The organism is Desulfoluna sp. CLI2B, from assembly GCF_056847375.1.
The window spans coordinates 884,553-898,216 of sequence record NZ_CP186557.1 but is presented as its reverse complement, the minus strand read 5'-3'; the positions used below and the strand labels follow the sequence as shown (position 1 = coordinate 898,216).

13 protein-coding genes and 1 pseudogene are annotated in these 13,664 nt (G+C 55.6%); 11 read left to right on the top strand and 3 right to left on the bottom strand.

The annotated features are described in order from the left end of the window. Positions 1-281: 281 nt before the first annotated feature. The 11 genes and pseudogenes from ACOYW2_RS04355 to ACOYW2_RS04305 all read left to right on the top strand — a co-directional run bounded on the left by ACOYW2_RS04355 (position 282) and on the right by ACOYW2_RS04305 (position 11,291). Positions 282-593 (top strand): hypothetical protein, encoded by a 312-nt coding sequence (locus tag ACOYW2_RS04355; protein ID WP_482769527.1) that lies wholly within the window; start codon positions 282-284, stop codon positions 591-593. Between the two features lie 335 nt (positions 594-928). Beyond that, positions 929-1,912: a CsgG/HfaB family protein gene (locus ACOYW2_RS04350; protein ID WP_482769526.1), complete on the top strand. Its 984-nt coding sequence runs from the start codon at positions 929-931 to the stop codon at positions 1,910-1,912. A 95-nt stretch (positions 1,913-2,007) separates the two neighbouring features. Further along, entirely contained in the window at positions 2,008-3,441 is a 1,434-nt protein-coding gene (locus ACOYW2_RS04345; protein WP_482769525.1) for a hypothetical protein, read from the top strand. 293 nt (positions 3,442-3,734) lie between these two features. Next, complete coding sequence (locus tag ACOYW2_RS04340; protein WP_482769524.1) at positions 3,735-4,541, top strand: S1 RNA-binding domain-containing protein; 807 nt, start codon at positions 3,735-3,737, stop codon at positions 4,539-4,541. Between the two features lie 448 nt (positions 4,542-4,989). Then, on the top strand, positions 4,990-5,625 hold the full coding sequence (locus tag ACOYW2_RS04335) for an O-methyltransferase (RefSeq protein ID WP_482769523.1): 636 nt from the start codon (positions 4,990-4,992) through the stop codon (positions 5,623-5,625). Positions 5,626-5,642: 17 nt separating this feature from the next. After that, the gene (locus ACOYW2_RS04330) at positions 5,643-6,029 is read left to right on the top strand and encodes a DUF1294 domain-containing protein (protein WP_482769522.1); all 387 of its coding nucleotides are present in this window, start codon (positions 5,643-5,645) and stop codon (positions 6,027-6,029) included. Between the two features lie 945 nt (positions 6,030-6,974). Next, positions 6,975-8,378 carry a C25 family peptidase propeptide domain-containing protein gene (locus ACOYW2_RS04325; RefSeq protein ID WP_482769521.1) on the top strand — a complete coding sequence of 468 codons (1,404 nt, stop codon included), beginning with the start codon at positions 6,975-6,977 and terminating at the stop codon, positions 8,376-8,378. Beyond that, positions 8,260-8,625 (top strand): annotated as a pseudogene (locus ACOYW2_RS04320) (C25 family cysteine peptidase); the annotation flags it as partial. The gene ACOYW2_RS04325 and the pseudogene ACOYW2_RS04320, both read left to right, overlap by 119 nt. Beyond that, on the top strand, positions 8,608-9,522 hold the full coding sequence (locus ACOYW2_RS04315) for a PKD domain-containing protein (RefSeq protein WP_482770977.1): 915 nt from the start codon (positions 8,608-8,610) through the stop codon (positions 9,520-9,522). The pseudogene ACOYW2_RS04320 and the gene ACOYW2_RS04315, both read left to right, overlap by 18 nt. 148 nt (positions 9,523-9,670) lie before the next feature. Continuing rightward, the gene (locus ACOYW2_RS04310; RefSeq protein WP_482769520.1) at positions 9,671-10,516 is read left to right on the top strand and encodes a cyclase family protein; all 846 of its coding nucleotides are present in this window, start codon (positions 9,671-9,673) and stop codon (positions 10,514-10,516) included. Continuing rightward, positions 10,500-11,291 (top strand): alpha/beta fold hydrolase, encoded by a 792-nt coding sequence (locus ACOYW2_RS04305; RefSeq protein ID WP_482769519.1) that lies wholly within the window; start codon positions 10,500-10,502, stop codon positions 11,289-11,291. Before ACOYW2_RS04310 ends, ACOYW2_RS04305 begins: the two co-directional genes overlap by 17 nt. Before the next feature lie 280 nt (positions 11,292-11,571). On the opposite strand, the gene ACOYW2_RS04300 is transcribed toward ACOYW2_RS04305, so the two are convergent. From ACOYW2_RS04300 to ACOYW2_RS04290, 3 genes are all read right to left on the bottom strand, one after another. Beyond that, positions 11,572-11,934, bottom strand: coding sequence for a hypothetical protein (locus ACOYW2_RS04300; RefSeq protein ID WP_482769518.1), 363 nt, complete (start codon positions 11,932-11,934; stop codon positions 11,572-11,574). A gap of 398 nt (positions 11,935-12,332) precedes the next feature. Further along, on the bottom strand, positions 12,333-13,280 hold the full coding sequence (locus tag ACOYW2_RS04295; protein ID WP_482769517.1) for a chromate transporter: 948 nt from the start codon (positions 13,278-13,280) through the stop codon (positions 12,333-12,335). Continuing rightward, positions 13,232-13,528, bottom strand: a complete 297-nt coding sequence (locus tag ACOYW2_RS04290; protein ID WP_482769516.1) for a chromate transporter — start codon at positions 13,526-13,528, stop codon at positions 13,232-13,234. The genes ACOYW2_RS04295 and ACOYW2_RS04290 overlap by 49 nt, the downstream gene beginning before the upstream one ends. Positions 13,529-13,664: the final 136 nt, after the last annotated feature.

The window sequence follows — 13,664 nt, the reverse complement described above, 5'->3', positions numbered from 1 at the left end:
TTATGGCAATTTACCGATCTATACATCTGAAAGTATGTGTACCCCGCCTCTGCACTCGCGAAAAAGCAATCACAGATACACACCTCATTTTTTTATTTACTTTTCTTTTAAAAAGTATAAATATCTCAAAAAGTGATTCATCATACACATAGAAATGACCACCCAGCGAACGTCTCAATTCAACCCCATGGGCATAGCCCCAACACTGTTCACAGCTAAGCGCTTCAGCATTATCCAGCAAGCATTCAGAAAACCATTTCAATGTTATGGAGGTAACCGCAGTGGATGTATCGTGGAAAGTAGCAATTAAAGTCTGGTTCAGCTTCCTTTGGAGAACCATTGCCTTCTCTGTTCTCATCGGAATCATAGTAGGCATTTTCTTCGCCCTCATTGATGTCGGTGGAGCCATCATGTTACACGAACGTTCCATTACGGCAAAATTTCGCCCATTTATCATTTGGGCCTCCATGATTCCTGTTCAAATTATAGCGATAAAGGGAGCCCTGAAGGCAGAGTACAGCGACTTCCACATCAGCCTCGTAGATATCAAACAGGGTTTTTCAAAAAAAGTACTCATTAAAAGCCCATCCTGATTCCATCGTAGACATCGGGCACAGCGCATTGGCTTCAGCAGCCTGCCGTGCCCGATTCCGAAAACAACCGCGATGCGTCCAGCACACCCACCCATTGCCCTTCCGAAAACCAGTCGCCCCATCCCCTTCCGGACGACCTTGTCCCACACCTACCAGCCAGTCACAATTTTTAGAAACAAATTGACTAAATATATTGGGCTATAGTAGTACCCTTCGATTCTGGGTTGACATTGTGTTGTTCCTTATTGCATCGAATCCGAGGGGATCATATGAGATTTTGTTTTACCAAAAAGTGCGCCATTTCTGTATTTTCCTGTTTTTTCATTTGTATCCTGATGACATCCTGTGCATCCAAGCTGAAAGTGCCGCGCCTGAAGCCTGCAGAGATAAACCTTTCATCGTACAAGAATGTCACGGTCTTTCCCTTTAAGGGGACCCATGGCCGCGAAATCAGCGACACCCTGACGCAACAGCTCTTCGAGAGCGACCGGTTCCATGTTCTGGACCGGACGAACCTGAACCGCATCTTAAAAGAGCAAAACCTCTCCATGTCCGATATTGCCAACCCAAACAACTCCGTCAGGTTAGGTAAAGTCATGGGCAGCAGTGCGTTGATCTTCGGGCAGGTGTACAAACGGAAATACACCCAGAAACGAAGCTCTTCCAAGGCAACCTGCCGTGAGGACGGGAAAAAATATTCATGCCGCCGCTACAAGGTAAAGGGCAACTGGCATCTCAAGGTGGGCTTTAAAATGGTGGACACCTCCACCGGTGAGATCATCGCAACCAAAGTAATTGACGAGACCAAGTCCAAATCCAAGTCGCGACGGGAAGAAAGGCCAGAGGTCACCTGGGACAAAGAGAAGGTGTTCACCTCTTTGCAGGATAAATTGATCGGCAAGTTCATGAGAATGATCGCGCCTTACACCGTTTACAACAGCGTGAAACTCTATGACGACGATGACCTCCCCTGGCTTGAGACCGGCATTAAATTCGCCAAAACAGGGGACTGGGCAACGGCCATCGAGATGTTTGAAACCGCGGTTGCCGAAGCCGAGAGAAACCCCGACATCGATGAAAAACTTCGAGCACGGGCCCATTATGACCTGGGCGTGGCCTACGGCTACAGCGGCCACTACACCAAAGCCCTGGAACAGCTGAAGCGCGCCTGCACCCTCAGCCCCGACGATGTATTTTTCAAGGAGCTCGAAAAAATCAAACAGTTCAGGCTGGACGACAGGCTGCTGAAAGAACAGGGCGTCACATCGTCGCGCCGTTGCAACACGGCGCATCTCACCATTGTGACCATGGCGTCCTGATACGCTGCTGACTGGTATTCTGGGCTTCCGGGTCAGCAAGGGCGCTTGCACCCTGCCTCGGAAGCCCACCACCCATTTCGGAGATCATCATGTCCATGAAAAAACTGATCCCTGTTGTCCTTCTCATCCTTGCGGCAGGCTGCAGCGCAAGGCAGCCCGCCTGGGTGACAAACAGCACACACCCCGGATACGCACCGGACCAATTCCTTGTGGGGGTGGGCCTCTCCTCCCGATCGCGGGACCCGCAGGCAGATGTGCAGAAAGCCGATGCCAACGCACGCCTGGAGGTGGCCAAGCAGCTGAGGGTCAATATCCAGAGCAGCCTCAGCTCACGTAAAAAGCAGAAAACCAGAGCGTCTTTGCCCCAGACCTACACCTCGGAGACAGCCATCGACTCAACGGAAAACGTCGACATCCTGCTCCAGGGAATCTCCATCGCCGATCGCTATTACAGCAAAAAGGACCAGCTCCATTACGCCATTGCCGTGCTGAACAAACCGGAAACTGCCCACCGGCTGGCATCGGAGATGACTCGTCACAGCGCCCGTGTTTTTGAATTATCCCGCCAATGCAAAGAGCTGTTGGAAAAAGGGAACACCATCGGCGCCCTGCACAAGGGAATCAAAGCCCTGGACCATTACCGCAGGTACATGGACAACAGGCAGATGATCGCCGTTCTGGACCCCATGGCACCGGCGGGCAAGAAGACGCCTCCCCGCGACCCGTACGATGAGGTGGCAAAGATCAAAGGCAGCCTGAGCCTCATGGGCCTGGGCGGAGACATGCAAACCGCCAAAAAGGGCAGCGGCCTTGCCCAGCCATTGCGCGTTAAGGCCATGGTCCATGGCACCACGCCCCTGGCCAACCTGCCGGTAAAGGCTACCTTTTCACCGGGATCCACGAGTAAAGCCCAGGCCGTTGTCACAGGCCCGGGCGGCAAGGCTGCCGTCCGAATCCTGGAGGTGACCGCCACCCAAACGCCCCTCAACCCGGTTGAGGTAACCGTGGACTGGAACCGCATCATCAAAGACGCGTTGGGTGAAAAGCCCGGCCCCTCGTGGGAGGGGGTTTTGTCCGGGCCTTCGGTACGGTTTACCTATGCGTTGAGAACGCCCGAAACATCCTGTGTGCAGCTCAAGATCCACACCCGTCAGAACGACGCCGGTGTCGATGCAACCTCCATACTCTCTCCGGTGAGTGCCGACCTTTTCAGGAAAAAGGGGTTTCAGGTGCAAAGCCGTGGGCACCATAGTGACAGGCCCACAAACGGTTCAGGGTCCAAGGCAACGATCCTCGTCGTTGAAAAAGTCGACGTGCAGTATTCCGGCAGGCGCGGCCGAGGCGTTGTCTACCGCGCACGCATGTCGGTGACCGCCTACGACACGGCCAGCCGCAGCATCATCGCTTCCGCCCACGGGACGGCCCTTGGCGGCGCGAGCAGCAGAAAGGCTGCCGCCGAAAGGGCCATCAAGGACGTGGCAAACGATCTGCTCCCTAAGCTTGCTGCCCGCATGGCCGAGGGTCTGTAGCGAGTGGAATAACAAAAATCAAAAGCAATGCCTCCGGCGGCGAGGTGAGCCACCTCGAAAGCAGGTTGCGAATGCGCTTTCCCCTTCGTTCCTCAGGGAAAATCACATTCGCTATTGATTCAGATTAAGCCGAATCTGTTTTTAAAACCTGTTTATTAAACTTTTTAAAAGTTTAGCTCCCGGCAGGGCCGCCGGAGGCATCTTTAACCTGGCTGCCTCCGGCGACGAGGTAAGCCACCTAAAAAGCGGGTTGCCGCTGCACTTTTCAGCACCGCGCATATTCAGGAGTACCCATGAATAACGAGAATCAATGGGAGGCCATTGCCCTCCGCTACCCGGAAGGGCAGAAAGTCCGAGGCCGCGTCACCCAACTGCAGCCCTACGGATGCCTTGTGGAATTAGAAGACGGTGTGAAAGGATTGCTCCACGCCACGGACCTGCACTGGACCGACAAGACCCTCCGCCCAGCCGACATGCTCAGCCAGGGGGACCTTGTGGACGTGATGGTCCTGCGCGTTAACACAGAGAGCGGCGCCATCGCCCTCGGTCTCAAACAATGCGGGGAGAACCCGTGGGAGGACCTTGCCGCACGCTGCCCGGAAGGAAGCCGTGTCCGTGGTCGCGTCACCCGAATCGTGGACTACGGATGTTTTGTTGAAATCGAAGACCGCTTCGAGGGCATTGTCTATGTCTCCGAGATGGACTGGACCAACACGAACATTCACCCCAGCAACGTCGTTCAGGTGGGTGACACCATCGAGGTCATGGTTCTGGACGTCAACGCGCATAAGGGTTCCATCTCTTTGAGCCTTAAGCAGTGCCACCCCAACCCCTGGGAACAGTTTGCCGAGACCCATAAGAAAGGCGACAGGGTCCGGGGCACCCTCTCATCGGTGAGCAACATCGGCCTTTTTGTGACCTTGGAAGGAGGGGTTACCGGCCTGACATTCTACTCAGACAGCCCGTACGAAAATGGTGAAGAAGCCATCTCCCACCTCACCGAAGGGGATGATATCGATGCCGTTGTGCTGAGCATTGATGCCGAGCGGGAACGCATCTGCCTGGGGATCTCTCTGCCGTGCAAGGATGATAACAGCTAATACCGTCTTGCGCTCCGGGAGAGCGGCATGCGCCCTTTTGAGAACTCGCGGTGCTCCATCCGCCCTCTCCCTTAGCGTTTTTTGTTTTAAGACAATTCCCTTCTCAGGGGCGAACGCATTTAGAATTTGGCCTCCGGCGGCCCTGCCGGGGGCCAAACGTTTGAAGAAGTTTGACAAACAGGTTTTATTTTTTAAAGATTCGTCCCTGCAGGGCATAGCCCATCTTCTTTTTCTATTTATTACCGGAAAGGTTTTGCGGAGCTTTTATCAAAAAACGACCCGCCGGAGGCAACTGGATTTTTAAATGCGTTGGCCCTGAAATCCCCTTTGCCTCACCTTGTTGCCTGTGGTACCCATCGAATACGTCATTTTACGATGCCCAGCGCTGAGCCCCCGGCCTGTTTCGTGCATCTTCGAAAAAACGCATACCATGGGAAATCCAACGCATATGATGATCAGCCAGGAAGCCATCAGAAAAAAATTCGGCGACGACTACACCGCAGACGAGCGTACCTTCATCATGGGAATCGATGAACGCTTCACATCACACTTTGCGAAGCGGTTCTCCGGCCGCCGTGTCTTAGAGACATGCAGCGGTGCAGGGTTCACGACCATCTCCCTTGCCAGGACAGCGGCCCGGGTGACAACCGTTGAAATCCATGGGCCCACCCGGGAAAAAGCCATCCAAAACGTCCATCGGGCCGGGCTTTCGGAGCGGGTGTCCTTTGTATCCGGGGACATCATGAACCCTGAGACCTTAGAGAACCTTCCCATGATCGACGCGGTGTTCATGGACCCGGACTGGGCTGTCACCGGTCCCGAGCATGTGTATCGGTTTTTAGACTCCAATACACAGCCGCCTGCGGACGTTCTTCTGGATAAGATGCTGTCCATCACCCAAAACGTGGCCATGGTGCTGCCGCCCTTTATCGACACGCGGGAGTTCGAGGGCCTTCCTCCCCATGAGCGTGAACGCCTCTTCCTAAGGGACAGCCATGAGCTTTTCTGCCTCTACTTCGGCGACCTGGCACAAACCATCGGCACCACCGACTTTCGGGTAAAAGAGATCTCGGCGTTGCCGTGAGAAGGGATCAGTCGCCAATGGGAATATTGCGAATCACGGCTGCCGCCTGCTTCCTGCTCGGCATCTTGCTGGCCGCCTGGCTCGGGGAAGTGTCGGTGACCATAGCAGCCGTCTATCTTGGCGGAAGTATCGCGGCCTTCCTGGCCTATGCACTGGACAAATCCGCTGCCAAGGAAAGCAGGTGGCGAACCCGGGAGAGAACGCTTCACCTGCTTGCCCTTGCCGGTGGCTGGCCCGGAGCCATCATCGCCCAGGAATCGCTTCGCCACAAAATCAGGAAAAAATCGTTCCGCGCCCTTTTTTGGGCAACCGTCACCCTGAACGGCTGCGGCCTGTTTTTATACCTCAGGCCGGACACCGTTCAACGGGCGATGCTGAGCTTTGAAAGGTACCTGACACGTTAGACCGGTTCGCCCGAAGGGTGAAAAACGCGATAAGAAAACGGTGAAATACATTTTGCATTTTTAAAATATCGTAACTATTCAGTTGCCTCCGGCGGGTCGCTTTTTGAAAAAAGCTCCGCAAAAACGTTCCGGTTGCCTCGCCTTCAGCCGTCCAGCCCCGTTGGGGCCGGACGGCTGAAAGCGAGGCATATCCGTTATGCTTAGAAGAGTCGGCTTGTGGATAACTTTAAGGTCGTCCCAAGTCCCTCGTAAGACCTGTTTGTCAAACTTTTTAAAAGTTTGGCCCCCGGCAGGGCCGCCGGAGGCGATTTTGAACTAAATAGTTACACCGCCCGAACAACAACCTGTAATAACAGTTTATTTATCCAGCATGGCCGTTTCCTCATGAAATATCCGGGTTAGCAGCACACACAATCCCTCCCTATTGAGATACGGCCCTGTTACCCGGCGTTGAAACGCACCGACACAAAGGAAAACAGCAACATACCAAACGCGGTACCAAAGAGGTACGGCTCCGCTCAACCGCCCGAATCGTTGCCCGAATTTTCAACCCACGCTCATAATCCTACTGAATATTTTTTCAGAATTATAAAACATCCAAATCTTTTCACACGAGCCATCAAAATGTTTGACTGGCGAAATAGATCCCTATACGGTCAACTTTACTCTCGCGAAATACCCGGCCCAACCTGAAGGGCCCTGGATTTGGAACAGCCTGCCTTATCCACTCTCATTATTACGAATATTTATCGCCGATTTATCGCAATCAATATCGCGCTTCATTTACCAGTCGCCTGTGATCCGGCCTGTGGCCTGATCCGCCGATCTTTTTATCGTTTCCCGGATATATCCCTGAGAGGAGTACTCCTTTTTCAGGGTTCACTCAAAGCCCTCGTTTATCAACAGTCGAGGGGCTCACCCACAACTGAAGCAAAGGAGAATGTCATGACAAAACGATTGGGCATGGTTACCGCGGTCATCATCACGTATGTCCTTTCCGCTGTGGCTGTCCAGGCGGGAGACGGATTTGACGTATCCCTTCTCCGATCCACCCCCCAGGAGATCGTCCTGGAGTTCACCCTGGGGGATTACACCCTCAACTCCGTAGATAAAAACGGCACCATCTACACCGAGATCCTCTTTCCGGGCAAGGTCACGACCAAGAAAAAGGGGTATGCGGAGTTGCCTTTTATCCACGCATCCGTGGCCCTTCCGGCAAGCGGGGATCTGCGCATCTCCGTAGAACCAGGGAACGTCACGGAGATCCCCCTTGCCTACCCCATGCTCCCCTCCCGCGGGGTGATCTACCGTAACCAGAACCCTGCCGACATCCCGTACGAAACCGCGCTGTCGGCACGCACGGGCCGCTGGTACCCGGACAAGGTTGCCACGGCCTCCGAGCCCTACATCCTTCGAGATGTCCGGGGGACGGACATCCACGTCTATCCCTTCAGGGCCCATGGAACAAAAAACATCCTGAAAGTTTACCACTCGGTGATTGTCACCCTCTCCACGGGAAGCGGTGAAGGTGCCAACGCGTTGACCGCACCGGTGCGCTCTGTGGCACCGGAGATGGAGGCCATCTATCGCGACATGTTCATCAACTATGCCCCGACCGCCCGGTCCATCGGAGAGGCAGGCGAACTCCTCGTGATCCACACGGCACGCGATGCATCCGTCATCCTCCCATACGTCACATGGAAACGGCAAAAAGGAACCACCGTCCACACCCTGGAGGTGGCCACGGGCACCTCTGTCAAAAACAGCATTTCCCAATTCTACGCATCCCACCCGTCCTTGCTCTACGTGCAGCTGGTGGGGGATTGGGCAGACATCAAATCCGAGCTGGGGACCTCGGCCAACGCCCCCACAGACCCCATGCTGGGCTGCGTGGCCGGCAGCGACTATTACCCGGACCTGATCATCGGTCGATTTTCCGCCAACAATACCTCCCAAGTCACGGTACAGATAAACAAAGCCGTTGATTACGAGAAGACGCCCCAACTCTCCGCAAACTGGTATACAACGGCCCTGGGCATCGGTTCCGGTGAGGGGAGCGGCAGCGGTGACGACGGCGAAGCCGACTACGAGCACGTGGACGTCATCAAGGATTACAAGCTGCTGCCCACCACCTACACCACCGTAAACGAGGTGTACCGAGAGTGGTTCTGCCTCCTCTGTCAGCGGGTATGTCAACGGCGGTCTCTCCCTCATCAACTACACCGGCCATGGTTCCCATACATCGTGGGGCACCTCTGGCTTCAACAACGACGATATCAATGCCCTGACAAACGGCTCCCAGCTCCCCATCATCATCTCCGTGGCCTGCGTCAACGGGGAATTCCATAACGGTGGCCAATGTTTTGCCGAAACATGGCTGAGAAAAAGCGGAGGCGGGGCGGTTGCCACGGTGATGGCCACCATCAACCAGCCCTGGACGCCCCCCATGCGCGGTCAGGACTACATGAACGACCTGCTGGTAGGCGGCTACGACTACACCACCAACCCGGGAAGCGGCACCTCCACCACCGAGGGTCGTTCCACCTTCGGGTCCCTTGTGTTCAACGGTCTCATCCTCATGTACGCCGAGTCCTCTACCTCTTCGGATCTGGATACCCTGAAAACCTGGACCATCTTCGGCGACTCCTCCCTCCAGGTACGCACGGCATCCCCCCAGCCCTTAACACTCTCCGCCACAGAAGCCCAGGGAAACACCCCCTTTGACTGCGTGGTTACCTCAGGCGGCAGCCCTGTCCAAGGGGCCACGGTCTCCCTATACCAGGGAGGCACCTCTGCCAAAGCCGTGACTGACGCCAACGGCGCGGTCTCCATTGCCCACACCATCACCGCCGGGGAGTACACCCTGACGGTCACCGGGCAAAACCTGGAGACCAAGTTCTACACCCGTAACATGGGAGGCTCGGCCAACCAGCCCCCTGATGCCTCGTTCTCCACGGCTGTCAGCAACCTGACCGCCACCTTCACCGACACCAGCCAGGACAGCGACGGAACCATCGCATCCCGCCAGTGGGACTTCGGCGACGGAACCTCCTCCACCGCCACCAACCCGGCCCACACCTACGCAGCAGCGGGGTCCTACATCGTCACCCTCACCGTCACCGACGACGACGGCGCCACGGACCAGGCCACTGCATCGGTAACGGTCACGAATCCCGACACCGTTCCCGTTCTCCAAAACGGCGTTGCCGTCACCAATCTTTCGGCAGCCCAGGGCGACTGGCTCTACTACAAAATCGTGGTACCGGCCGGCGTGTCGAGCCTGGTCATGGAGATCAGCGGTGGCAGCGGAGACGGCGACCTCTACACCCGCTTCGGGGAAAAACCGGACACCTATACCTACGACTGCCGCCCCTACCTCTGGGGCAACAACGAAACCTGCACCGTCAGCACCCCGGCGGCAGGCACCTACTACATGGGGATTCGCGGATACAACGCTTTTTCAGGCATGAGCCTGACCGCTTCGTTTAATTAACCTTTACGTTTTGTAGAGAATTTCTTAAGTAAAGAGTCGATATGGCCCCCGGCAGACTTGCCGGGGGCCAGTACATCTGGGCATACAAAGTTACCCCCTCCATGATCACAAAAAGCTAACCCGGAAATACGCTACGCGAGGAACCTGAATGAAAAAACGCTCCGTCACCCTCCCTGTTCTTGCCGCAGCCATGCTTTTTTTCACAGCCTGCGCTTCACACCAACCCGCAGCGTTGCAGCCCGCCTCCCCCTTCAACGGCGACATCGTGGATTTAACTCAGCCCCTGACGCCGGACATTCCCATCTGGCCGGGTGACCCTGCCTTTGAGATTGCGCCATGGGCCACTTATGTAAAAGATCAGTACTTTATCAATCGTATTGCCATAGGAGAGCACAGCGGCACGCACTGGGGCACCCCGAACACCTTTATCAAGGGCGCACGAAGCGCAGAAATGTTTGAAGCCCGGGAGCTGGTGGTACCCGCTGTTGTCATCGATATCCGGGAAATTGCCGAACAAGATGCGGATCATCGCTTTTCCATCGACGAACTGAAGGCCTGGGAGAAAGCACAAGGCCAACACGTACCGCCTGGAAGCCTGGTGATCCTCTTCACCGGATGGCAGGACAAATGGAACGCCCCTGAGGCCTTCCTCGGAACAGACAAGGAAAAGACCCTGCACTGGCCCGGCTTCGGCGCCGACACCGCCGAATTCCTCGTCAACGAACGCGGAGTGGTGGGGCTTGGGACGGACACCCACGGTGCAGACCCCGGCAACGACACGGAGTTTGGCGCCAGCTTTGCCATGTACGACGCCGACGGCATGATCCTGGAATGCCTCACCGGCCTGCACCGCCTGCCTCCCCTCGGCACCGTGCTGGTGATCGGCGGCTGGCCCGTCAAGGGCGGCTCCGGCAGCCCGGCAAGGGTCTTGGCCTTTGTGCCCTCCCCTAAGGATTCCGTGGCCTTTAGGAGTCAGCATGACGTGTACCGTTGAAAATCTCTGCATCGTCACGGATGCCGGCTCGTTTCATGCAAAAAAATGGACGCCACAAAACCCATCGTCATCCGTCCCCATGGTGCTGCTCCATGACTCCCTGGGATGCGTGGACCTGTGGCGCCATTTTCCCCCTACACTTGCCGAGCGTTTATCTCTGTGTGTCATCGCCTACGACCGATTGGGTTTCGGTCGATCCACTCCGCGAAATGAGCTGCCCTCCATCCATTTCATCGAAGAGGAAGCCACCGATTACTTTCCGTGGGTTAAAAAGCACCTCAACTTAGAAGACTATATCCTTTTCGGCCACAGCGTGGGAGGCGCCATGGCCGTCAACATTGCTGCTCGGGACAAGGGATGTGTGGCGGTAATAACCGAAGCATCACAAGCCTTTGTGGAGGATCGAACGGTGGCAGGCATTAAAGCGGCACAGAAAGCGTTCCAAGAGCCGGGCCAGATGGACCGCCTGAAAAAATGGCACGGAACCAAAAGGGAGTGGGTGTTCAGGGCCTGGACCGACATCTGGCTCTCCAGTGCGTTTTCCGGCTGGAGCCTGGACGCCTGCATGGGCGAGGTGAGATGCCCTGTCCTTGCGATCCACGGCGACAGCGACGAATACGGCTCCACCGCGTTTCCTGAATTCATCGCACACAAGGCAGGAGGCATTTCAGAAATGGCCATCCTGAGCAACTGCGGACACATCCCCCACAAGGAAAAGCCGGAAGATGTCGTCAACACAGTAGAATTGTTTTTAAACAAGAATGCAGTAACCTGATCCCCTGATCACCCCGAGCCCCCCTGCGCAAGGCATTTTCTCTCCTTCTGTCCACACCTTTCCATTGCACTGAAAGAGCAATCTGATATAAGCCAATTCAGGTATTCGCTGAGGGATACTACATACCTTATTTCAGGAATTTTCCAGCGGTCGGTTCTTCGGCAAGGCCTGGAAGCCATGGAGCAGCAATGAAATCATTCAGCATCGTTCCCATCATCATGGGTATCTTTTTAGTGATCGGGTGCCTGGGCCTCAGAGAGTCACACCAAAACTACCAGAACTACCGGTCCGTGGAAGCGTTCAAAGCCAGGGCGATCTCCACAAGGGCCGAAATCATGAGCCACATCACCAACAGCTCCAGAGAAGAAGGGGTATACGGTTTAGAGCGTGCGCGGGCAAGGCACCTGACGGCAAGCTCATCCACACCGAAACCGTACGGCTGCCCACCAGGCCCCCGGGAGAAACCGGAGAACTCATTGAGATCCTCTATGATCCCCAGCACCCCGATGAACCACGCCTCCCCCCCGTCGGCATTCCCTTGAAAAAAACCCTGATCCCGGGGGCCGTCGGTGCCGGCTTTATCGGTATGGTCTTTCTCTACGCCATGGCCGCCCTCATGAAGGCAGCACGCACCGCACGACATGCCACGTCCAAATACCAAGGCCAATCCGCCCGGGCACTCAACACCTCGTCCTCCAGAGACAGACTCGTCGCAAAGTACCAGAAAAGCCACGGGCGATTCAGTAAATCGTAACGGCAAACCAAGCCACTCGAGCAAAATCAAATTGCGGTTAAAACCTGTTTATGAACCTTTTCAAAAAGTTCAGGTAACTATTCAGCTTATGCCTCCGGCGGCCCTGCCGGGGGCTAAACTTTTAAAAAGTTTAACAAACAGGTCATAAAAAAAAGTTACATGAATGCCGTTTTAAATGCAGATGTGATTTGACCCGAGGAACGAGGGGCAAATTACATCTGCTATCTGCTTTCAAGGTGGCACACCTTGCCGCCGGAGGCTGTTTTTGGAGCTGAATAGTTACAAGTTCAGAAAGGAACGATCCCTGCCACAAGGGCCATCACCACCATGAGGGGTGCCGGAACCTTTCCGGTGGCAAGAATAACCACGGTGGCGGCGGTCATGGCCAGGTTGGCAAATCCCACGCCGTTGGCCTGTATCAGGATAATCGCCGCAGCCGTGATCATGCCACCTGCCACGGCGTTGACTCCATGAAGGGAGATCTTGATGGCTTTCACCTCTTTGATGCGCTCCCACACGGGACAGATAAAATAGATAAGCAGAAGGCCCGGCAGGAAGATCCCGATGCCACCGGCAAGGGCTCCCATGACTTGTTGAAGGGTGGAGCCGTGGCGTGAAGCCATGCCGCCCGCATAGGCTGCAAAGCTGAACATGGGGCCGGGCAAGCCCTGCACCAGCCCGTAGCCGGTGAGAAACTCCCCGTTGGTCATGTACCGGTTCACCTCCACCAGTTCGCTGTGCATAACCGGCACAACGACCTGCCCCCCTCCGAACACCAGGTACCCGTACCGGTAAAAACTCTCGAACAGTTTGAAAAACCGTATGTCCGTTGCAAGGGAAAGCACGAGGGAACCGGCCGTGCAGAGAAGGAACAGGGCCAGGTAGCCCCAGGGCGGATTGATGCGGGGTTTGTTCCAGATCGCCTTTTCCCGGGAGGCAAGGATACTTGCCGCTCCCCCCGCCACGAGAACCAGGGGAAAGAGCCAGGGGGTCCTGACAAGGTATGTACTTACCGTGCCGAAAACCATCAAAAGGCATGTCAGCTTGTCGGTAACAACTTTTTTGCCGATGCGCCAGGCCGCCAGAAGAATGAACCCCACGGCCATGGGACCGATGAACCGCAGGATCTCCGGGGACACATGGGCCGTCGCCAAAAGGGCATAGAGAAACGACAGGGCCGTCATGATCAGCAGCACAGGCGCGGCCCAGACCAGCATGGTGAGAAAGGCAAGCAAGGGGCCGCCTTCTTATTACCCACGGCCACGATGATTGATATTGTGGGCCCCGGAAGAATGCTGCAAAGCGCCAGCAATTCGACCAGCTCCTCTTCCGTCACGTGGTTGCGCCTGGCCACCAGCTGGTCCAGAAACACACCCATGTGGGCTTCGGGGCCGCCGTAGGCTCCCAGGGAACAGACGAGGACGTCCTTGAGAAAGGAGGCCCTGGGCGAGATTGCCGTTTCAACGGTTGCGTCGTCAGTCATTTGCTCTTTCCTTTCTGTGAACCGTTGCCAAGCCAAACCACGGTTAAAGATTTATTCCCCATGACGGCCCGGCCCTTGTCAAACACCCCAATACCCCCTACACTTCACATCAACGTCACTACAACCAAGAAAAGGA

Bases quoted from the DNA above. Each gene is read 5' to 3' on its own strand.
- ACOYW2_RS04350 (WP_482769526.1), top strand. From the start codon at position 929: ATGACATCCTGTGCATCCAAGCTGAAAGTGCCGCGCCTGAAGCCTGCA.
- ACOYW2_RS04345 (WP_482769525.1), top strand. From the start codon at position 2,008: ATGAAAAAACTGATCCCTGTTGTCCTTCTCATCCTTGCGGCAGGCTGC.
- ACOYW2_RS04340 (WP_482769524.1), top strand. From the start codon at position 3,735: ATGAATAACGAGAATCAATGGGAGGCCATTGCCCTCCGCTACCCGGAA.
- ACOYW2_RS04335 (WP_482769523.1), top strand. From the start codon at position 4,990: ATGATGATCAGCCAGGAAGCCATCAGAAAAAAATTCGGCGACGACTAC.
- ACOYW2_RS04330 (WP_482769522.1), top strand. From the start codon at position 5,643: ATGGGAATATTGCGAATCACGGCTGCCGCCTGCTTCCTGCTCGGCATC.
- ACOYW2_RS04325 (WP_482769521.1), top strand. From the start codon at position 6,975: ATGACAAAACGATTGGGCATGGTTACCGCGGTCATCATCACGTATGTC.
- ACOYW2_RS04315 (WP_482770977.1), top strand. From the start codon at position 8,608: ATGTACGCCGAGTCCTCTACCTCTTCGGATCTGGATACCCTGAAAACC.
- ACOYW2_RS04310 (WP_482769520.1), top strand. From the start codon at position 9,671: ATGAAAAAACGCTCCGTCACCCTCCCTGTTCTTGCCGCAGCCATGCTT.
- ACOYW2_RS04305 (WP_482769519.1), top strand. From the start codon at position 10,500: ATGACGTGTACCGTTGAAAATCTCTGCATCGTCACGGATGCCGGCTCG.
- ACOYW2_RS04300 (WP_482769518.1), bottom strand. From the start codon at position 11,934: ATGTCGTGCGGTGCGTGCTGCCTTCATGAGGGCGGCCATGGCGTAGAG.
- ACOYW2_RS04290 (WP_482769516.1), bottom strand. From the start codon at position 13,528: ATGACTGACGACGCAACCGTTGAAACGGCAATCTCGCCCAGGGCCTCC.